General features: G+C 66.0%; 20 protein-coding genes. 2 read left to right on the top strand and 18 right to left on the bottom strand.

Annotated features, from left to right (window positions below):
* Position 1: 1 nt before the first annotated feature.
* Positions 2–1,678 carry a thiamine pyrophosphate-binding protein gene (locus N687_RS0113375; RefSeq protein ID WP_051663244.1) on the bottom strand — a complete coding sequence of 559 codons (1,677 nt, stop codon included), beginning with the start codon at positions 1,676–1,678 and terminating at the stop codon, positions 2–4.
* A gap of 208 nt (positions 1,679–1,886) precedes the next feature.
* Between N687_RS0113375 and N687_RS0113370 the strand changes: the two genes are divergently transcribed.
* Together N687_RS0113370 and N687_RS22305 are read left to right on the top strand one after the other, a co-directional pair.
* Positions 1,887–3,188, top strand: coding sequence for an MFS transporter (locus N687_RS0113370; protein WP_029422329.1), 1,302 nt, complete (start codon positions 1,887–1,889; stop codon positions 3,186–3,188).
* The gene (locus tag N687_RS22305) at positions 3,163–3,861 is read left to right on the top strand and encodes an ArsR/SmtB family transcription factor (protein WP_051663243.1); all 699 of its coding nucleotides are present in this window, start codon (positions 3,163–3,165) and stop codon (positions 3,859–3,861) included. Before N687_RS0113370 ends, N687_RS22305 begins: the two co-directional genes overlap by 26 nt.
* 16 nt (positions 3,862–3,877) lie before the next feature.
* Here N687_RS22305 and N687_RS0113360 read toward each other — a convergent pair whose 3' ends face one another.
* The 17 genes from N687_RS0113360 to N687_RS0113285 all read right to left on the bottom strand — a co-directional run bounded on the left by N687_RS0113360 (position 3,878) and on the right by N687_RS0113285 (position 19,627).
* Positions 3,878–4,702, bottom strand: a complete 825-nt coding sequence (locus tag N687_RS0113360) for a flagellar hook-basal body protein (RefSeq protein WP_029422327.1) — start codon at positions 4,700–4,702, stop codon at positions 3,878–3,880.
* A gap of 60 nt (positions 4,703–4,762) precedes the next feature.
* On the bottom strand, positions 4,763–5,590 hold the full coding sequence (locus tag N687_RS21180; protein WP_035462269.1) for a flagellar basal body rod C-terminal domain-containing protein: 828 nt from the start codon (positions 5,588–5,590) through the stop codon (positions 4,763–4,765).
* Between the two features lie 17 nt (positions 5,591–5,607).
* The gene (locus tag N687_RS21175; RefSeq protein WP_051663242.1) at positions 5,608–6,003 is read right to left on the bottom strand and encodes a flagellar basal body protein; all 396 of its coding nucleotides are present in this window, start codon (positions 6,001–6,003) and stop codon (positions 5,608–5,610) included.
* A gap of 38 nt (positions 6,004–6,041) precedes the next feature.
* A complete protein-coding gene (locus tag N687_RS0113350) occupies positions 6,042–7,082 on the bottom strand; it encodes a rod shape-determining protein (protein ID WP_051663241.1) in 1,041 nt (346 codons plus the stop codon).
* Between the two features lie 179 nt (positions 7,083–7,261).
* Positions 7,262–7,582, bottom strand: coding sequence for a sporulation transcriptional regulator SpoIIID (spoIIID, locus tag N687_RS0113345; RefSeq protein WP_029422325.1), 321 nt, complete (start codon positions 7,580–7,582; stop codon positions 7,262–7,264).
* Between the two features lie 241 nt (positions 7,583–7,823).
* On the bottom strand, positions 7,824–8,546 hold the full coding sequence (locus N687_RS0113340) for a M23 family metallopeptidase (protein ID WP_081841385.1): 723 nt from the start codon (positions 8,544–8,546) through the stop codon (positions 7,824–7,826).
* Between the two features lie 125 nt (positions 8,547–8,671).
* Positions 8,672–9,940, bottom strand: coding sequence for a SpoIID/LytB domain-containing protein (locus N687_RS0113335; protein WP_051663240.1), 1,269 nt, complete (start codon positions 9,938–9,940; stop codon positions 8,672–8,674).
* A gap of 209 nt (positions 9,941–10,149) precedes the next feature.
* A complete protein-coding gene (locus N687_RS0113330; RefSeq protein WP_029422322.1) occupies positions 10,150–10,458 on the bottom strand; it encodes a hypothetical protein in 309 nt (102 codons plus the stop codon).
* A 183-nt stretch (positions 10,459–10,641) separates the two neighbouring features.
* The gene (locus N687_RS25310; protein WP_419670133.1) at positions 10,642–10,854 is read right to left on the bottom strand and encodes a hypothetical protein; all 213 of its coding nucleotides are present in this window, start codon (positions 10,852–10,854) and stop codon (positions 10,642–10,644) included.
* A 335-nt stretch (positions 10,855–11,189) separates the two neighbouring features.
* Positions 11,190–12,458 carry a UDP-N-acetylglucosamine 1-carboxyvinyltransferase gene (gene murA / locus N687_RS0113320; protein WP_029422320.1) on the bottom strand — a complete coding sequence of 423 codons (1,269 nt, stop codon included), beginning with the start codon at positions 12,456–12,458 and terminating at the stop codon, positions 11,190–11,192.
* A gap of 86 nt (positions 12,459–12,544) precedes the next feature.
* Positions 12,545–13,444 (bottom strand): YwmB family TATA-box binding protein, encoded by a 900-nt coding sequence (locus tag N687_RS22300; protein ID WP_051663239.1) that lies wholly within the window; start codon positions 13,442–13,444, stop codon positions 12,545–12,547.
* A gap of 421 nt (positions 13,445–13,865) precedes the next feature.
* Positions 13,866–14,699: an ABC transporter permease gene (locus N687_RS0113310; protein WP_081841384.1), complete on the bottom strand. Its 834-nt coding sequence runs from the start codon at positions 14,697–14,699 to the stop codon at positions 13,866–13,868.
* On the bottom strand, positions 14,659–15,480 hold the full coding sequence (locus N687_RS0113305; protein WP_029422317.1) for a daunorubicin resistance protein DrrA family ABC transporter ATP-binding protein: 822 nt from the start codon (positions 15,478–15,480) through the stop codon (positions 14,659–14,661). The genes N687_RS0113310 and N687_RS0113305 overlap by 41 nt, the downstream gene beginning before the upstream one ends.
* Before the next feature lie 52 nt (positions 15,481–15,532).
* Complete coding sequence (locus N687_RS0113300; protein ID WP_081841383.1) at positions 15,533–16,048, bottom strand: MarR family winged helix-turn-helix transcriptional regulator; 516 nt, start codon at positions 16,046–16,048, stop codon at positions 15,533–15,535.
* Positions 16,049–16,158: 110 nt separating this feature from the next.
* On the bottom strand, positions 16,159–16,506 hold the full coding sequence (locus N687_RS25165) for a YqzG/YhdC family protein (protein ID WP_269320498.1): 348 nt from the start codon (positions 16,504–16,506) through the stop codon (positions 16,159–16,161).
* 684 nt (positions 16,507–17,190) lie between these two features.
* Positions 17,191–18,567, bottom strand: a complete 1,377-nt coding sequence (locus N687_RS0113290; protein WP_029422314.1) for a dipeptidase — start codon at positions 18,565–18,567, stop codon at positions 17,191–17,193.
* Positions 18,568–18,619: 52 nt separating this feature from the next.
* Positions 18,620–19,627, bottom strand: coding sequence for a HoxN/HupN/NixA family nickel/cobalt transporter (locus N687_RS0113285; protein WP_051663238.1), 1,008 nt, complete (start codon positions 19,625–19,627; stop codon positions 18,620–18,622).
* Positions 19,628–19,640: the final 13 nt, after the last annotated feature.

Below are 19,640 nucleotides of genomic sequence, written 5' to 3'. Positions count from 1 at the left end.
CTCACTCCAGATACGGGCGCACCTCGCGGTCGAGGGCGATGTCCACCAGCACCGGGCCGTCTGCCGCCAGCGCCTCGGAGAGCACCGGACGGACCGCGTCCGGATCGTCCAGGCGAACGCCGGGCACGCCGAAGGCCTGGGCCACCGCAACGAAGTCGACCTCCGGGAGAAGGTCCATGCCCGGGTAGACGCCCCGCCGCGCCGCGGGGCCGCCCATCCGCTGCAGGCCGCCTTTGAGGATCATGTAACTGGCGTTGTTGAAGATGAAAAAGCGCACCGGCAGGTGGTACTTGACCGCCGTCCACAAGGCCTGGATGTAGTACAGGGCCGATCCGTCCCCGATGCACGCCACCACCTGCCGCCCGGGGGCGGCGAGCTGGGCGCCGAGGGCGGCCGGCAGGCCGTAGCCGAGGCCGCCGCCTTTGAGGGCGATGAGCCCGCGCGGATCGTGCAGGGGCAGGTGGCCGTGCACGAACCGGCCGGAGGTGACGGATTCGTCGATCACGATGGCGTCCTCCGCCAACAGCTCCCCGAGCACGGCCGCGACGTACGCGCCGGAGACCGGGCGCTGGTGGCGTCCGGCTTCCACCTCCTCCTGCCGCTGTCGATCCCGCTCCCGCCTCCGCGCCTCCACCTCGGCCCGCCTCGCCTCCACCCGCCGCCGGGCCTCGGGGTCCTGAGCCAGACGGGCCGCGACGGCCTGCGCGATCGCCTCGGCCGCCCCGGCCAGGTCCGCCTGCAGCGCCAGGTCCGCGGGGCGGTTTTTGGCGATCTCCCACGGATCGCAATCCACGTGCACGACGCGGGTGCCGTCGGGGACGAGCGGGTGCGGATCGTAGAGGAGCGGCGCCTGGCTGGTCACCCCGAACCACACCACCAGGTCCTTGTCGGCGAAGATGCGGCGGTAGAACGGGCCGTTGGGCAGGCATCGGCCGAAGCACAGGGGATGCCGGTACGGGAAACCGAGCCCGGCGCTCTGGTGCTCGATGTACACGGGCAGCGCCAGCGCTTCGGCGAGGCGCACCAGGGCAGGGATGGCCTGCGTGCGGGCCGCGCGATCGCCCACCACCAACACAGGGGCCCGCGCCGCCACCAACCACTCGGCCAACCGGTTGACGGTGGCCTCGTCCGGCCGCCCCCGTTGGATCACCTCGGTCAGCGGCCACGGCTCCCCCTCGGCCTCGGCCAGCATCACGTCCGACGGCAAGGCGAGGAAGACGGGGCCGCTCGGTTCGGCCATGGCCGTCTTGAAGGCCCGGTGCAAGGCGAGGGGCAACTCCTCCGGTTTGCGCACCTCGTACGCCCACTTCGTGAACGGCGCCGCCATGCGCACCAGGTCCCCCGCCAGGGCGGGCTCCTGCAGCGCCAGCCGGCTGTCGTGTTGCCCCGCGGTGACCACCAGCGGAACGCCCGCCCGCCAGGCGTCATACAGGTTGCCGAGGCCGTGGGCGAGCCCCGGCGTCACGTGCAGATTGACCACCGCCGGCCGGCCCGTCACCTGCGCGTACCCGGCCGCCATCCCGACCGCGATGTCCTCGTGCAGCGCCAGGATGTATTCGATTTCGCTGCGCTCCGCCAACCCGTCCATCAACGGCAGCTCCGTCGTGCCGGGGTTTCCGAACACGTGCCTGACGCCGTAGCGATAAAATGCCTCCAAGACCAGATCGCGCCCTTTCACGCGAGGGATCCCTCCTTGTCCGTGAGGTGGCCGGGCGGGCCTGCGCGCCGGGCGGCCACAAGATGCCCCTATCCTTCTTGTACTATTATAACGATCCGGAAATGAATGTTAGATCGATGAAGTTGCAGTTGCGCTCCAGCACAGGTAAACTGTTGTCGACCGTTAAAATACATTTTAACGGTCGATGACGATTTTGCGGGGTGCGACCATGAACCTGCTCCGCCAGAAGGACTTCCGGAAACTGTGGCTGGCTCAAGTGGTTTCGCAGTTCGGGGATGGCGTCACGGATCTGGCCATCGTCGTGCTCGTCGCGCTGGGTTCCAACCATGCCTGGGTGGTCGGTTGTGTTCTGTTTGCTCAACTGTTGCCCACAGCCGTGTTTGGCCCTTTTTTCGGTCCGCTGGCGGATCGACTGCCGCGGAAGCGTTTGATGGTGTGCGCCGATCTCTATCGCCTCTGCGTGGTCATTGCGATGATCCCCTGTGTACAGCACCCGGTGGCCCTGGTCGTGTTGGTGGCGCTGCATGGTCTGGGCACCGCGTTGTTCACGCCCGCAAGATCCGCAGTCATCCCACAGGTGGTCGGCGAAGCCCATGTCCCCGAGGCCCAGGCGATCTCCCAAAGCACCTGGTCCGCGATGCGCATCGCTGGGCCTGCCGTCGGCGGCACGCTGCTCGCCATCCACGACGTACCGCTCATCTTTCTCATCGACGCAGGCACATTCCTGCTGTCGGCCGCGCTCATCGCATCCCTTCACGTGGGCAAAGGGGTGGATATCGCCGCGGCGGAGAAAGAGTCGTACCTCGAGGCTCTGCGATCCGGGGTCCGGCAAGTGGTCCATGTGCCTGCGCTGCGCTTCCTGCTGCTGTTGTTCATCCCGGTGACCCTGGCTGCGGGTGCCTTTAATACCACCTACAATGTGGTGCTCCTGCAGACGTTCCAAGTTCCGAAAGTCCATTTCGGTTTGATGGAGAGTGTGTTTGCGGCCGGAACCATTGTCGGCGCCCTGTTGGCACCGGCTGTACTGAAGCGCCTACGTCCCAGCACCACCCTGATGACCACCTGCGGATTGCTGGGGATCAGCTGCATCGCGGTCCTCGGACTCAACCTGTTGCGTTTTTCCTTCGGTCTTGCCCCCATCTACGGATGGATGATGGCCACGGGTATCCTGAACGCCCTCGTCAACGTTCCCGTCAGCAGTCTGTTCATCACCATCACGCCCGCAGAATTCCGGGGGCGCGGTGCGGCCCTGTTGCAGGCTGCGGTCAACCTGGGTTCCATGGCCGGCATGCTGTCGGGCGGATGGATGTCCACGGCCTTCGGCGCGTTGACCGCGACCTCCGTCTCTGGCTTAATGTTGATCATGACCGCCGTGACGTTCCCTTGGCTGAAGGGATACAAAGCGCTGCATGCGGTCCCAAGCCGGCGCCGCCCTGATGAAACCCAAATGAAATTGGCGCTGTCTCAAACCGGGGAGAATGGACATGTCGAAGCCGAAACCACTCCGTGACGTCGAGTTGGTCAAACTGCTTTTGGATCCGCGGCGCAGCCGAATTCTCGAATTTGCGAGCCACCCTGTCACCGTAAACGAACTGGCTGAGAAAATCGGCGAACTCCCGTCCAGAGTGTATTACCATGTGCACAAACTCGAGGAGGCGGGATTGCTGGAGGTGGTGGACACCAGGCAACGCGGCAACCTGATTGAGAAGTTGTACCAGTCCACCCATCCCGATCTGGACTTTTCCTTGGACCCTGCTGTGTTCGGGAGCATGCCGTCGGTTACGGCGCAATTCGAGGAAATGTTGGTGCCCGGTCTGCGCTTGATCGAATACGGTGCCCGGCTGCGGGCCGAGCGCATGCAACTGGACCCCACCGATGAAGGGCGCCGCCCGGACGATCCGCTCGTCCACATGAGCGTCTCCTGGAACAACCTTACAGAATCTGAGTGGCGTGCGAAGACGAAAGCATTGAAAGCCGTGATCGATTCCGGGAACGAAAACAACGATGCGAAGGATCCGCGCCTGGACGCGTCCGGGGACGCGTCCAGCGAACCGCAAAGCCGCTTCGCCTTCATCGTGTTGAGCTATCGCTTGGAGGATGCGGAAAGGCTGGGGTTTTTCAAGAAAGAGAACTCAGACGAGGAGGACACGGAAGACAAGCGACAGACGTCACCTCATGAATGACGCGCGCTCCCTTCCATCACGCCTTGATCCCGTTCGCGTCCTGCATCATGCGGTTGGTGATTTGAAGGGCCTCTGCGTTCAAATCAAACATTCGCTGGGCCTGAATCAAATCGGTCATCTGCTTCACCAAATCGGCGCTGCTCATCGACAATGCCCCCTGCACGACGGTGTCCGTGCCCGCTCCGGCACCACCGCCCGCGCCAGCCGCCCCCGCGTTCACCACACGCACGTTCGCCCCTGGCCCGGCCACGTATTCGTTATCACCCACCGGCACCAGATGCTGGTCCGGCAGCGACACCTCCGCCAGGGCAATGCGCTGGCCCGTCGCCTTCCCGCCAAAACTGACGTCTCCCTGGGCGCCGACGGCGAAGCCGTCCGTCTGGCCCCCCGGGGCCTGTACCGGCCGCCCCTGCGTGTCGAGCACCGGCTCACCCGCCTGCGTCGCCAGCACCACCGTCCCGTCCGGCCGGCGGCTCCAGATGAAATTGCCCGCCCGCGTCAGGCGCGTCTGGCCATCCGCCCCCGCCACCAGGAAGAAGGCGTTCCCTTGGACGGCGAGATCGAGCGGATTGCCCGTCTGCTGCAACGGCATGCCGTCGAACCGCTTCTCCGCGCTGACGGCCAGCACCCCCGTGCCCCCCGCCCAGCCCGGCGGCGTATAGCGGCCTGCGACGCGCGGTGCGGTGGCCTGCGCCGACCAGACCTGGGTGAACGTGTCCGCGAACGATCCCGCGTCCGCCGCATACCCCGGCGTATCGCTGTTGGCCACGTTTTCCGAGACCCTGTCCAACCACCGTAAGCTCGCCTGCAACGCCGACAGCCCCGTCCACAGCGACTGCATGGCGACTCCTCCCTTCCGCCTGGCGGCCGCATCCCCCACGGGCTGCCGGCCGCACCCTCATCACGCGTTGACCTTGCCGACCTGCTCCACCGCCAGCTGCAGCAGGCTGTCCTCCGTGCGGATGACCCGCTGGTTCGCCTCGTACTGCGCCAGCACCGCCATCATCTTCGTCATCGTGGCCGCAGTGTCGACGTTGCTCTGCTCCTGCTCACCCGGTTTGAGCGCGCCCGTGCCCGGCCGCAGCAGCCCCCGCACCTGCACGGGATTCAGCGTTCCGCCGACCTCGAACTCCGTCTCCCCGAGCGGCTGCAGCTGCGCCACGTCCGCGTCCACCGTGCCGAGCCGCCCCTGAATCACGTTTCCGTTCGTGTCGATCACGCTGTACGACGCCTGCCCGTTCTGATCCACGACCGGCTCCCCGTCCGGCCCAAACAGGTCCGTCCCCGTGTAGTTCGGATTGATGCGGATGCGCCCGTTGAGGATCGGCAGCCCATCCGGACCCACCGGGAGCACCGGACGCCCGGACGCGTCCACCAGGAGGTTGTTCCCGTCCACATCGAAATGGCCGTCCCGCGTCAGGACCAGGCCCTGCGCCACCTGTCCCGAGGAGAAGGCGACCGGGAAGAAGCTGTGCCAGCCCATGTCCGCCTCCGTCCCCACGCGAAGGGAAGCGCCCTCCCAGCCCGGTTGTCCGGGTTGCCCGAGAACCTGCCCGGCGGCGTTCGCGAACAGGTACGACGGGTTGCCTTGAGCATCGTAATCGGCCGTACCGTCCGCCGCGGTGAGGGCCACGCCCTGATAGGCCGGATTGCGGATGGCGATCACGCCGGGAATGGCTTGTCCATCCGCCCCGACGACCGCCAACGGGCGCCCGTTCACCTGCAGCACACCGCCGGCCCCCGTCGTCACCGGGCCCTGGACCGACGCCAGGCCCGTCGCACCGCCGGCCCCAGCGCCACCGCCCCCGGACCCGCCGCCACCGCCGCGTACGGGCCGGCGGGGGTGGTGTCCGCGATCGCCACGTCCAACGCCCGGCCCGTCTGCACGAGATCGCCCTGGCTGAACCAGAGCACCCCCTCCTGGAAGGCGACCCCCGTCGGCATCGTGCCGATGGCCGGTCCCAGCGCCGGATTACCCTGGTAGTCCATGATGTGCAGCAGCTGCTCCGGAAAGCTCAGCAACTCGGCGTTCGACGCCTTAAACCCTGGGGTCTCGGTGTTGGCGAGGTTGTTGGTGAGCACCTGCTGCATCCGCTCGGCGGCCGTCATCCCGGATGCGGCCGTGGTCAGCCCTCGGATCACAGGTCATCCTCCTTCCCAGCGCGATCGCGCGCACCGCCTCACATCCGCTGCGTCATGCCGCTCGGCCGCCCGGATGGTTTGGCGCTCGCCCTGAACTTCTTGTAGTACGGACTCTCGAGCATGATCCCGGTGCCCAGGACCACACAGTGAGTCGGATTCTCGGCAACGTGCACCGGAATCTGCAGCTCGTCCATCATGAGCTTGTCCAGGCCGTCGACGAGGGCCCCGCCGCCGGTGAGCACCACGCCTTTATCGAAGATGTCGGCCGCCAGTTCGGGCGGCGTCCGCTCCAGCACCGACTTGGCCGCAGCGACAATCTGCTCCACCGGCTCCTGCAGCGCTTCCCGCATCTCCTCGGCGTGCACGGTCACGGTCTTGGGGAGGCCGCTGACCATATCGCGGCCGCGCACATCCATCTCGCCGGTCCGGCTGTTCGGGTACACGGTGGCGAGCTCTTTCTTCAACTCTTCCGCGGTGCGCTCGCCGATGAGCAGGTTGTGCACGCGCTTGATGTATTTGACGATGGCCTCGTCAAACTTGTCCCCCGCGATGCGCAGAGAAGCGGAGGTCACCACGTCGCCGAGCGACAGGACCGCGACGTCCGTGGTGCCTCCTCCAATGTCGACCACCATGCTGCCGCTCGGCTCGAAGATGTTCAAGCCGGCGCCGATGGCGGCCGCTTTCGGCTCTTCTATCAGATCAACGTGCTTGATGCCGCACGCCTCCGCGGCTTGCCGAACCGCCTTCTGCTCCACCGACGTGATGCCAGCGGGGACGCAGATGATGGCGCGCGGACGCATCATGACGCTGTTGCCGATGGTTTTCCGAATGAAATGGCGCAGCATGATTTCCGTCACTTCAAAGTCAGCGATGACGCCCTCGCGCAACGGGCGAATGGCGACAATGTTGCCGGGCGTGCGGCCGAGCATCTGCCTGGCCTCTTCGCCGACAGCGACCACCTGCTTCGTCATCTGATCAATGGCGACCACTGAGGGTTCGTTGAGGACAATCCCTTGTCCCCGGACGTGGATTAAGACCGTTGCGGTGCCGAGATCGACACCGATGTCTTTGGAAAACATCTGCGGCGAGTCCTCCCCAACTGAGCGTGCATCGGAGCGTATCTGCTGCCACGGTACGGATGTCCCAGGGTTCGCACAGGCACAAGCTGTGATGGCATTCCACCGGGATGGGCGCTGAGGCGCAAGCACCAAACGCGCATGGGTGTGTCAATCGAATTCTGTCCGAATAGAGAATGATTCTACAGTCCGCTGGAAACTCCTTTTCTCGCTTGAAAGTTTTTCGACGCGGATCGCGCCTGGGATTCTTCTGACGCCTCCTTGTTGTACTTGAGCTTCGTGGCCTCTCCTCCCCGCAGGTGCCGGATGGATTTGTGGTACTCGAGGATCTCCTTGACCCGACTGGCCAGTTCCGGGTTGATCTCCGGCAGCCGCTCGGTCAGATCCTTGTGCACCGTGCTCTTGGACACCCCGAATTCGCGCGCGATGGTGCGAACCGTGTTGCGCGTCTCGACAATATACTCGCCGATCTTCAGCGTACGCTCCTTGATATAGTCATGCACTCCCCTCGCCTCCCCAGGTTTGCTCAGATGGTCTGATACAGTATATGAGGGGGTGTACACCATATGCCTTGTGACACGCGGTTAGAGCTTGTCAGGGCTTGTTTTTGGCCGTTCCCTCTCGTTTTCTCGCAAATCCTCCCCGGGAAATAAAAAGGCGGCCGCTTCCTTTGGAAGCGACCGTGACCCCGTATCCGCGTGCATCTCTTAAAGTGACTGTCCCAGGAAATCTTGCAGACGAACCTCAGCTCTTCGGCAGCACCGTCGCCGGGTCAATCAACTGACCATCCTTGTAGACGGCGAAGAACAGGTGGTTGCCCTGCGATTGCTCGAAGAGGCACGTGCCCGAAGTGCCGATGGCTTGTCCGGCCCGGACCGTGTCCCCGGCCTTGACCTTGACGGCCGAGAGAGACTCATAGTGCTCCTCGTAGCCGCCCGGCGAAGTGACGACCACTGTCAACCCTTTGAGTTGGTTGCCTTGGCTGTTGGGATCCGCGTTGACGGCGGTCACCTTGCCGTCGGCCGCGGCCAGGACCGTGAACGGCTGACCGGAGGCCGCCTTGATGTCGACACCCTGGTGCGGATAGTAGCCGTTGTCGTACGACACCAGCGCGGCCGCCTGCTGATCCGGCGTGCCCTTGGCCGGGTAGAAGCCCATGGTGACCTTCGTGGCGGCGGCGGGATCGGCCGGCCATTGCCACGTCAGCGCCTGCGCGGTGGTCGTCGTGGTCTGGCCCTGCCCCTCGTTCACGTCGCTGCTGGTCACCGGACTGGTGCCTGTCTGGCTCTTAACATACATGAGTCCGATGATCAGCGCTGCAGCGCCGAGGTAGATGGCTGGGTAGACCCAGCGTTTCGAGAAGACGCGGCGGGATGCGATGGGGGCGCTGCCCGGGGTCTCCGGGGCCTGGCTGCCCTTTTGATTCTCTTTGCTCAGATTCTGGTTTGGATGCTTGTTTTCATCCATGTGGCGCTCACCTCATTCACGAGTGTCGCCACATTGCCAATGTTTTATACCACGCGGCGCATGAGATTGTCAGAATCCGGCGGAGGCGCTGACCAGCGGATCGATCCCGCCGGTGCCCGCCCCCCTCAGTAACCGCCGGTGATCTCCGTCCCGGGATAGAAGTAGGACAGGATGTCCCGCCACGCCTTCCCCTTCTCCGCCATGGCCTCCGCTTCGTGCAGGCTCATGCCGATCCCGTTGCCTTCCCCCTGCACCCGCACGACGAGTTTCCCCGCCTGCGCCGACAGCTGAAAGTGGGTCGAGGCGAGCCCGAGCCGGGCGGCGAAGTCGGTCCCGGACCAGGTCCGGTCCCCGCAGGCCACGGTCTTCACATAGCCGTAGGGGTCCTGGGCGGCCGCGCGGAACGCGGCCGGATTGGGCGATCCCGCCGACGGCGGCCAATTGAGGCGATCGGCGAGATCGATCGGCGTGAACTGAAGCGTCTGCGTGGTCGGATGGGCAGCGTCGTCCGGACAGGCGACGGAGGGCAGATACGGCAATGATCGCCCGAGCGCCTGCCCACCGTCCCGCGTCCGCCCGGCGGATTGGCCAAAGAGGAAGGCGAGGATGGGCTGGCCTTTGTAGGTCAGGATCCGGCCGTCGGTGGACTGCACGGCCTGCTGCAGGCGGGCGCTGTACACGGGGTTGCGGGCGCCGTAGCGCAGGGCCTGGGCCTCGGCGGGGAGCAGCGGGAGATCGAGGACGGGGCTGTCGGTGAGGTCGGCGTGGTGCTGGTAGGCGAACGCGGACCCGTCCTGCGCTGGGTGGGACAGCGCCCGCACGGCGTAGGTCCGGGCGGCGACGGCGGCTGCCTGGAGGGCGTCCATGGGCGCGTCGGGGCTCATCTGCGCGGCCAGGACGTCAACGAGCCAGTCGTTGAGCGCCACGGGCGTCACCTGGCCAGTCTCCATATGGTAGATGCGCAGCACGGTGTGAGCGTCCCAACTGTCCACCCATGCTTCGATCCCGCCTCCCCCACCCTTCCCGTGCACGGTCAGCGCCATCCCCGCCGGGAGGAGCACCACGGCGGCGAACGCAGCGGCGAGCGCGATTCCCGCTTTGCCGGGCCACCCCAGCGGCTGCGGGTGCACGCGGCGCCAGAGGGCACGCGGGCACACGTATGGCCAGAGCCGGCGAAGGGCTGGCAGGACGCGCAGGCCCGCCTCCCACACGGCGCGCCCGGTCCACGGCCGGAGCGAGGCGGCGAGGCCTCGGGCTGCGGAGCGGGATCGCGGCAGGGGAACCACCTTGGTGGCCGGGCGGACGCCCCCCTCCGGCGCGGGTTCCGTCGTCTGGAGCACCTCGTCCTTCGGCGCGGCAGGAGACGGAGGCTTTGTTTTGTCCTGATTGGGCAAGGCCTGTCCCTCCTACGCACAGCAATCGGTTGCGGACAACCTGGGATGATGAGTATGCGCGCGGGGACGGGATTATGAAGGCGGGGTCGGGACGTGAGGCCGTCGCGACTCTCCGCGAGGCAGGCGGCGGGGCGTTGCCGGGCCGCCGCAGCTGCGGGCGGAACCGGTGCACGATCCCCCGCTCCGGCCGGGGGATCGCACACGAAACCTCAGATGATGATGGGCGGTCGGGGCCAGAGGCCGAAAATGCCGCCGTACGGGATGAACATGCCCGGATACGGCAGGAAGAACTGCGCCTGGCGCACGTCCTCGGCCGCCAGGGGGGCGTCCGCTTCGGCGCGAATCTGCCCCTCTTCTACCGGCGGTCCGCTGGCCAACGCCATTGGGTGGATGAGCACGATCCCGTCATGCAACGCACGGTGCAGCAATCCGGCGTGCATCCCGTAGACGGAGTGGCAGTGCACCCACTTGCCGACGTACGGCCTGACGATTTCTTTGCTGATGATATGCACTTCCATATCGCCGACACCCTCCGGTTGGGATTTTGGTCTCTGCCGTTACGATACGTGACCCGGGGATGCGGCTCCTGGACGTGCGCCCACTCGGGCGGTTGTCCGGGAAAAGTTGGGCTGGGGCGTGAACGGGGAGTAAAACATGCAGCGCCCGGGAGGGGCGCTGCATCCGCATACGAGGGTGTTGTATCAGTGTCGTTTCCTGCGGATAGACAACCCGCTGAAATTGACAGGGCCGACCACGCGTGCAGTGGTACCGGCGGTTCTGTTTTCAACGGTGAGGGTGTACGTGTGATTGCCCGACACGTTCGAATCGATGGCTTGGAAGGTCACGACATAGTTTTGTTCCGATCCTGCAGATTCGACACCCTGCTGCGTGTTGGCGGTGGACGGATCGATCATACGCCCTGACCGCTGAACCCCCACAGCGCTGCCCGCGGGATCGTATATCTTTAATGAGCACCGAGGGAGCAACCCTCGGGAGCCGGTCAACGCCCTGGCAGCCGTGCGATTGGCCGTCAACTTCTTCCTCTGTTCTGTTTCCCCCTTACCCTTGGCAGCCGACCATGCGGCTGCGCTTTTTTGTGGCCGGTTTGGACGCGAAAAAAGAAAAAGACCCGCTGCGCCCTCGCAGCGAGCCTCCCCTTGTATACACGGAGCCTTACTGAGCCTGGAGCGGCGACCTGGCGGCCGCACGACCCGGCCGCCTGCGGCGCCGTATGTCCAATCCCAGACGGCTACTCCTCCACGCGGCGGATGCTCGCACCGAGCGACTGGAATTTGCCGACCAGGTCTTCGTAGCCCCGGTCAATGTGGTGCACCCCGCTGACCGTCGTGGTGCCGTTCGCCATCAGACCCGCGATGACGAGGGCCGCCCCCGCGCGCAGGTCGGTCGCCGTGACCTCCGCGCCCGTCAGGGCCTCAATGCCTTCAATCACCGCCGTCCGCCCCTCGATGTGGATCTCGGCGCCCATGCGCTGCAGCTCCGCCACGTGCATGAACCGGTTCTCGAACACCGTCTCGGTCATCAGGCTCGTGCCCTGTGCCGTCGTGAGCGCCGCGACCATCTGGGCCTGGAGATCGGTCGGGTAGGCGGGGTAGTAGTGCGTCTTCACGTCGATGGCACGCAGCCGCGATCCCTCGATGGGCCACACCTTGATGCCCCGGACGTCGTCCTCCAGCTGTGCGCCGGCCTCCGTCAGCTTCGCGATCAACGCCGCCAGGTGCTGCGACAGCGCGTTCTCCACATAGACGCCGTTGCCCATCACGGCACCCGCGATGAGGAACGTCCCAGCCTCGATGCGGTCCGGGATCACGCTGTGCACGGCCCCGGTCAACTCCTTCACGCCGTCGATCCGGATGGTATCCGTCCCGGCCCCGCGCACGCGGGCACCCATGGCGTTGAGGTAGTTGGCGAGGTCGACATTTTCCGGCTCCTTCGCCGCGTTCTCGATGATGGTCTGGCCGTTGGCCAGACACGCCGCCATCATAATGTTCTGGGTCGCCCCGACGCTGGCGATGTCCAGGTAGATCCGCGCTCCCCGCAGACCGCCGCGGGGCGCGCGCAGATGAACGCACCCGTTCTCCACCGTCACCGTGGCACCCATTGCCTCAAAGCCTTTGATATGTAGATCGACCGGTCTCGGGCCGATGTTGCAGCCGCCGGGCAGGGCGATGATGGCTTCGCCGAACCGGGACAACAAGGGTCCCGCTACGACAAAAGAGGCCCGCATGCGGCGGACGAGATCGTACGGAGGCTCCACGCTGCTCAACTGCGTGGCGTCGACGCGAATGGCGTGATCGACCCAATCCACTTTGGCCCCCAGGGCCGCGATGGTCTGAGCCATGTGCTGCACGTCGAGCAGCGATGGGACTTCTTCGATCACGCTGACTCCCCGGGACGCCAGCAGGCTGGCTGCAAGGATGGGCAGCACGGCATTTTTCGCTCCGCCGATGCGAACCGTTCCCTCCAGGCGGCGGCCGCCGTCGATGATGATCTTTGCCATTGCGTCAACTCCTGTGCGCCAAACTCCGCGTCCTTCGGGTGGGAGCCACGGTACGCCGCCCCCTTCCGGCGCACGGACGGTCGCCGTCAATAGGGGATGGTGATGATGGGCGTACCGACCAGGACGTTGGTTCGCTGGTGGTAGGTGTCGTCATGGATGGCCACTTGCAGGTTCATGTGATGTCCATGGGTCAGGATACCGTTCGCAACCCAGGGGGAGTCGGCCGAGATGCTCATGACACCATCGCTGGTCATGCCTTCCACCTGGTGCGCCCGGACCGCCCCTAAAGCTTCGGAGATGAGCCGCTCCTTTTGACCGCCACTCATTCTAGCATTCACGGATCCTTCGATACAACCGCTAATTTGTGGCGTAAAACCGGCGTTTGCGACGCCCTGCTGGACCCGGGCGAAGTCGCCCCGGAACCCCTCGGCGAGGCTGGCCCACGCCGCCCCGGAGGCCGGTTTGGACCCGGCCTTGTCGATGCGGACCACCAATACGGTCGTGTCCGGACCCTGGCTCGGGTGATACGAGGACGCCGTCAGAATCACGCTGGCGCCGTCAGCCCTCTCCCCATAGATTGCGCAAAACGTGTCGTTACTTGCCGATTGATGCACCTGCTTCGCGTTTTGTATGTGGAAATCCTGCTTTAATTTGCCCAAAAGCCCTTGCAATTCCGCATCGGACAGGAACCGCCCTTCCCACTGGCTCCAGTTGTGCACCTCGTACCCGCTGGCGCTGGCCCCCGTGGCGGCGAAGCTGTGGATCACGAGGTCCGCCGAGGCGCTGGCGGAGGCCGGCGTAGTGCTCCGGGCCGCGCTGGTGGGGGCCGAGGTCGTGGAGGCGCGGGCTTGGGCCGGCGACGCCGCAATGGAACCTCTCCCCTTCACCGCTCCTCCCAGGCTGGCCGTTTCGGCCGAGGCGGTGTGGGACTGCGCGATCGACACCCCAATCCCGATCACCAACGCCGCCAACAACCACCGCTTCATCGTGGACCTCCCCTTTCCGCTCCGGGTTTCTACTGGCAGTGTGGGCGGAGAGGGAAGGATTTATACCAATGGGGAGGCGGAAATTCATAGAGTCAGTAGAGGTTGGACGGGCGGATGGCGCGGAGGCGCGCCCCATAACGTCAGATTTGTGGTTATGGTGTGGGGTGGCGGGATCGATAGCAACGGTTCTGCACTTACGGAAGCCGGGGCCACCGGTCATAACATCCGTTTCGCATTTATCGGCGAGCCCGGCCATCCCGGCTGCCCCCGTTAAACACATTTTCTTGCGTTACTTCCCCGGGAGGCCGGCCGATAACCACGTTTTCGCGTTTACGAGTCCGCAGCATTGCACCTTTAAAGCGAATTCCGTCGCAAACGCCCGAGGAGTCCCGAGCAAACGCCCCCCAGCCCCATCGCCGCGTCACCCCGCTAACCGGCGCGGGAACAGGTACGACGCGAGGGCCAGCATCAGGGCGCCAGCCAGGGCGAGGATCAGCGCGTCCACCCAGACGGCGTGCGTGCCGGCGCCGATCAGCAGGCCACGCAGGCCGTCGACCAGGTAGGTCATCGGGTTGATGGTCGCGACCACCTTCAGCCAGGCGGGCATGATGCTGATAGGATACAGCGCGTTCGAGGAGAAGAACAGCGGCATCGTGATCACCTGGCCGATGCCCATCATCCGCTCGCGCGTCTTGAGCAGGGCGGCCAGCACCATCGACATGCCGGCGAAGAAGGCGGCGCCCAGGATGACGAGGATCAGCACGGCGATCACGTTCCACCCCACATTCAGCCGCACCCCGACGAGCCAGGACAGCACGAGGATGATGACGGCCTGGCTGACGGCACGGGTCGATGCGCCGAGCTGCTTGCCGAGGACGAGGGCGGAACGGTGCATGGGGGTTGTCAGGAATTTCTGCAGGAGCCCCATGTCGCGCTCCCAGATGATGGCGATCCCGTAGAAGATGGAGATGAAGGTCACGGACTGCGCCAGGATGCCGGGCGTGAGAAAGGCCATGTACGGCACCCCGCCGGTCGGCACCGCGCGCAGGCGCCCGAATGCCTGGCCGAACACCAAGAGCCACAGGGCCGGTTGGACGGCGCGCATGATGAGCTCGCTCGGATCGCGGCGGAGCTTGCGCAACTCGAGATCGACGATGGTCGCCGCGTGGACGAGGTAGCGCCAGATCGGGTTCGTGTAGACCTCGGGCCTCGCGTCAACCGAGGCGCCGCGCGGTCCGGCGTGTGCGTGAGACATCCCGCAGCCCTCCCTGGTGTTCGAAGTGGCCGGCGAAGTGCGTGAAGATCTCGTTGAGGGTCGCCTCCGGATTGCCGACGCGATCGCGCAGCTCCGCCAACGTCCCCAGCGCAGCGACGCGCCCGCGGCTCATGATGGCGATCCGGGTGCACAGGGATTCGGCTTCCTCCATGTAGTGGGTGGTGAGGAACACGGTCATGCCGTGCTCCTGGCGCAGGCGTTCGATGTGTTCCCAGACGCCCTGGCGCGCGACCGGATCGAGCCCGACCGTCGGCTCGTCGAGGAACAGGACCTTCGGCCGGTGCAGAATCGCCTGGCCGATCTCAAGGCGCCGCACCATCCCGCCGGAGTAGGTGCGCACCTGCCGGTGGGCCGCCTCCTCCAATCCGAGCATGGCGATCACCTCGTCGATCCGCGCCCTCCGCGTACCGGGGCGAAGCCCCTGCAGCCGGGCGCAGATGAGGAGGTTCTCGTACCCGGTCAGGGCGCCGTCCACCGAGAGCATCTGGGGGACGTAGCCAATGGCGGATCGAACCCGCTGCGGCTCGGCCAGGACATCAAAGCCGGCGACCTTGGCGCGGCCCGCGTCCGGCCGCAGCAGCGTGGCCAGCATTTTGATGGTGGTGGACTTGCCCGCACCGTTGGGGCCGAGCAGTCCGAAGCACTCCCCCGCCTGAGCGCGGAAGGAGACATCGTCCACCGCCTTGAAATCGCCGAACCGCTTGCTGAGCCCCTCGACGACGACGGAATCAGATGTCGGCAGATGGTCCCCTTGGCTCATCCGGATCCCTCCCCTGGATGCTTGGGGCGTGGACGTTGCGGGGCGTGCGAGGTCAGCGGTCGGGGGCGGGATCGTCGTGCGCGTGGGGATCGCCCTGCGCCTCGGGATCGTCCCGCTCGTGCGGATCGTCCACGCCCCGGTCGGCGGGGATGGCCTGCGCGAGCTTGTGAAACAGCGTCACCAACTGCACGCGCTCCTCCTCGGACAGCATCTCAAACGGACGGCGCAGACGCGACAGCCACGTGCTCTCGACCGTCCGGATGACGCGTTCCCCCTCGGGCGTGAGATCGACCGTTCGGACGCGCGAATCGGCGCTGCCGATGCGGCGGACGATCCAGCCCATCTTCTCCAAGCGATCCAGCATCTGCGACATGGTGCTGGGCCGCACGTCCAATTTCTCGGCCAGTTGCCCGATGGGACACCCCGGCCGTTTGCGCAGGGTGCGCAGGATCATCCACTGCACCCGCGTGATCTGCAGGTCGCCCTGCCGCAACGATCCCGTCCGCAGCGCCCGGTTCACCTTCTGCAGGTCCTCGAACAGGACCTCCAGCGACATCTCGCCTGCCATAGCTCCACCCCATTCGGCTATATCGTATAGCCAAACGAAATAATTCACAACCCCCGGTTTTGGGGGTCGATCCCGCTGGTCCTACGCCATCCCCCGAGGTTGCTTCCCCCTCACCGCGCCGTCCTGCGCAGGTCGGTGCGAAGAACGCGTTGGGTCTTCGGATTGAACGTGATGGTCACGTACACGCCAAACTCCTGCTTCCCCTGCCGCAACCACAGCTTGAACGTCTCCTGCGCCTGGGTGGCCGACAGGTTGCGCCGTCCGACGTGCAGGTAGTCGACGATGGCGGCGTTGGGATAACGATTTTGCACGATCCGCATGGCCATCCGGCCCCACGGTGCGTAAGCCGGTTCCGGCTTGGCGTAGGGTCGCTGGGCCGGCCGCCGGGGCCGGCTGGCTGCGGACCTTGGGCCGGGGTCGCGAGGACCTGGGGTGCGGCCTGGGCCTGCGCCTCCCACGGCGTCTCAGCTGGGCCCGCGTTCACCAACTCAGCCTGCGCCGCGCCGGTCTCAGGCACGGCGGCCACCAACGCAGCTCCGAGCGCGAGACACACCGCCCTCCGTCCGCGGGAGCGGCGGTCATCATCCAAGGGCATCCGCGTCACCTCCAACAGGTCTCCACCGTTTCCGCTAGTATGCCCATGGACGGCGGCGCGATCCTGCCGCCTTTTGTAGCCCGCGTCCTGTCTACGGTCGACCGGTCACCTGTTCGCCCGCCGGTCCCAGCGGAGGAACCTGGACGTCCTCGAGGAGTTTGCAACCGAATTCGACTTAAAGGTGACAGCCGGCGGAACCGTAAACGCAAAATCCTGGTTATCGGCCGGCCTCCCTGGGATGTAAGGAACGGAAATGTGTTTAACGGGCGCGGCCGGGGCAGCCGAGACGGCGGTTAAATACGAAACCGATGTTATGACCGCTAGCCCCGGCTTCCGTAAGTACAGAACCGCTGCTATCGATCCCGCCGCCTCTCGCATTTACCACAAATCTGATGTTACGAGCTGCCGTCCGCAACATCCCACCGGCCTACCGCCCTTCCGGCCCGCCACCCGCAACATCCGCCCCCCGCGCCGCCCTTCAGGCCCGCCGCCCGCAACATCCGCCCCCACGCCGCCCTACCGGCCACCGGCACTGCACCCCGCCGCCTCAGCGCGCGCCGAGCTCCTGCAGGAGCATGCAGTACGCGTACTGGATCCGCTCGAAGTTTCGGATGCGGACGAACTCGTTCGGCGCGTGGGCGCGCTCCATCCCGGCCGAGGCGCCGAGCGTGATGGTGTCGACGCCGAGCAGGCGCTTCATCATCCCTGTGATGGGCACCGTCCCGCCGCCGCGCACCCGGGCCGGCCACTTCTTCGACACGGCCGCCACGGCCTTCTCCAGGGCTTGGAGGCCCGGGTGATCTTTCGGCAACAGGTACGGGTCCGCGTCGCCCGGGAACGTCTCAATGGAGACCTCGACCTGGGGTGGGGCCACCTTGTGGATGTGATCGATCACGCACTTCGCCACCCGCTCGGGATCTTGATTGGGCACGAGGCGGCAGGTGATCTTGGCGTGCGCCTCGCAGGGGATGACGGTCTTCGTCCCGGCGCCCTGGTAGCCGCCCCACAGGCCGTTGACTTCGAGGGTCGGCCGCGCGACGTTGCGCTCCTGCGGGGTGTACTCCGGCTCACCGAAGAAGTCCTTGATTCCGATGGCGGCCTTGTACGCCTCTGCGTCGAACGGGGCTTTCGCGATCTCCGCCCGCTCCTCCTCCGTCAGCGGCCGCACGTCGTCGTAGAAGCCTTCGACGAGGATGCGGCCCTCTTCGTCACGCATGGAGGCGAGGATCTGGACCAGCGCGTGCAGGGCATTGTGCACCATGCCGCCGGCGCCGCCGGAATGCAGGTCGGTGCTGGCGCTGCGCACGGTCACCTCGAGGGCCGTCAGGCCACGGCGGCCGACGTTGACCACCGGATCGTCCTCGGACCCGACGCCCCCGTCCGCGCACACAACCATGTCGCACGAGAGCCTGTCCCGGTTCTCCTGAATGAACCGCGTCAGCGACGGGCTGCCGATCTCCTCCTCGCCCTCATACAGGAACTTGACGTTCACGGGCAGCTTGCCCTCGGTCTTCAACAGGGCCTCGCAGGCGATCACGGGCAGCAACAGGCTCCCCTTCATGTCGCTGGCGCCGCGGGCGAAGATGCAGCCGTCTTCGACGCGCGGATCGAACGGCGGAGAGGTCCAGAGCTCCAGCGGATCGGCCGGTTGGACGTCGAAGTGGCCGTAGAACAGGAGAGTCGGCTTGTCCGCCCCGGCGTGCAGCCAGTCGCCGTACACGACCGGGTGGCACTCGGTGTCCATCACCTGGACGTTCTCGATGCCCGCCTGGCGCAATCGATCCGCGGTCCACTCGGCCGCCCGCCGCACCTCTCCGGCCAGCGTGGGTTCGGTGGACACGCTGGGGATGCGCAGCAGTTCGAGGAATTCGTTGAGAAATCGATCCCGATGGGTCTCCAGATAACTTCTCCAAGCTTCAGACATTGCAAGTCCTCCTTCTTCCCGATGAATGGTAGGCCCCGGCATGGCGTGGAACCTAGGTGCTCACGCCGCGGCGACGCGACGCACGCGACGCGACGGCGGCCACACCCCAAATGGCCGCCAGCACCAGAATGAGGACCACGCCCAGCGGCCCGATGTCGAGATCCTGAAGGCTCTTCCAGATCCCCTCGTCGAGGCCCAACCGGGTGCTCCACACCTGCACGAGTTCAATGACACCGATGGTCAGCGCGGCGGCGACGGAGACCGACGTGACGGTGAGATTGTAGCGGAGTTTGCGCACGGGATCTGAGAAGGCCCACCGGTAGGCGCTGGCCATCCACACCCCATCGGCGGTGTCGAGCAGGGTCATGCCTGCGGAGAAGAGGATGGGCAGCGCCGCCAACCCGGACACAGGCACGGCCTGGTGGGCGGCCGAAGCGGACATGGAGAGCAGCGCGACCTCGCTGGCCGTGTCAAACCCGAGCCCGAACAGGAAACCGATGGGATACACGTGCCAACTCCGGTTCACGAACCGGAACAGGGGCCACAACAGGGCGGTGAACGGCCCGGCAGGGGAGGCGCCGGGCCCCGGCTTACCCGGGCGGCGCGCGAGTTGCAGGGTCCGCCCCAGGATGGCAAGGTTGATCAACCCCACGATGAGCAGGAACAGACCAGAGACGGTGCCGCCGATCACGCCGCCCGCCGACTCGAATCCGGGCAGCGCCCGCTCCACCCAGTGCATGGCGAAGGTCGTGGCGATGGCCGTCAGGATCACGACCGTGGCGTGGCCGAGGGCGAAGAAGAAGCCGACGCCGGAGGGATCGTGCCGCTGCTCCGTCAGCTTGCGGACGGTGTTGTCCACCGCGGCGATGTGATCGGCGTCGAGCGCATGCCGCAACCCGAACGTATACGCCACCAGCCCCATGCCGAGGAGAAACGGGTGCCCTGGCAACGCCGGGATCCACAGCAAAAGGCCGAGCACATGCAGGCCGGCCACGCACAGGGCGAATCGGCGCCACCCCCCGGGCAGGGATTGCGTGGGACATCCATCGGGTCGGTTCATGCGAGTCCTCCTC

Origin of the sequence: Alicyclobacillus macrosporangiidus CPP55, from assembly GCF_000702485.1 — a bacterium.
In the GTDB taxonomy this organism is placed as follows: domain Bacteria; phylum Bacillota; class Bacilli; order Alicyclobacillales; family Alicyclobacillaceae; genus Alicyclobacillus_H; species Alicyclobacillus_H macrosporangiidus_B.
Note: the sequence above shows the minus strand (reverse complement) of the source record. Positions and strands in the feature narration are given on the sequence as shown.

Coding starts and splice junctions, on each gene's coding strand:
- N687_RS0113300 (WP_081841383.1), bottom strand. CDS start 16,048: ATGGCAGGCGAGATGTCGCTGGAGGTCCTGTTCGAGGACCTGCAGAAG.
- N687_RS0113370 (WP_029422329.1), top strand. CDS start 1,887: ATGAACCTGCTCCGCCAGAAGGACTTCCGGAAACTGTGGCTGGCTCAA.
- N687_RS0113290 (WP_029422314.1), bottom strand. CDS start 18,567: ATGTCTGAAGCTTGGAGAAGTTATCTGGAGACCCATCGGGATCGATTT.
- N687_RS22305 (WP_051663243.1), top strand. CDS start 3,163: ATGTCGAAGCCGAAACCACTCCGTGACGTCGAGTTGGTCAAACTGCTT.
- N687_RS0113310 (WP_081841384.1), bottom strand. CDS start 14,699: ATGTCTCACGCACACGCCGGACCGCGCGGCGCCTCGGTTGACGCGAGG.
- N687_RS0113360 (WP_029422327.1), bottom strand. CDS start 4,702: ATGCAGTCGCTGTGGACGGGGCTGTCGGCGTTGCAGGCGAGCTTACGG.
- N687_RS22300 (WP_051663239.1), bottom strand. CDS start 13,444: ATGAAGCGGTGGTTGTTGGCGGCGTTGGTGATCGGGATTGGGGTGTCG.
- murA (WP_029422320.1), bottom strand. CDS start 12,458: ATGGCAAAGATCATCATCGACGGCGGCCGCCGCCTGGAGGGAACGGTT.
- N687_RS0113285 (WP_051663238.1), bottom strand. CDS start 19,627: ATGAACCGACCCGATGGATGTCCCACGCAATCCCTGCCCGGGGGGTGG.
- N687_RS0113330 (WP_029422322.1), bottom strand. CDS start 10,458: ATGGAAGTGCATATCATCAGCAAAGAAATCGTCAGGCCGTACGTCGGC.
- N687_RS0113305 (WP_029422317.1), bottom strand. CDS start 15,480: ATGAGCCAAGGGGACCATCTGCCGACATCTGATTCCGTCGTCGTCGAG.
- N687_RS0113340 (WP_081841385.1), bottom strand. CDS start 8,546: ATGGATGAAAACAAGCATCCAAACCAGAATCTGAGCAAAGAGAATCAA.
- N687_RS0113350 (WP_051663241.1), bottom strand. CDS start 7,082: ATGTTTTCCAAAGACATCGGTGTCGATCTCGGCACCGCAACGGTCTTA.
- N687_RS25310 (WP_419670133.1), bottom strand. CDS start 10,854: ATGATCGATCCGTCCACCGCCAACACGCAGCAGGGTGTCGAATCTGCA.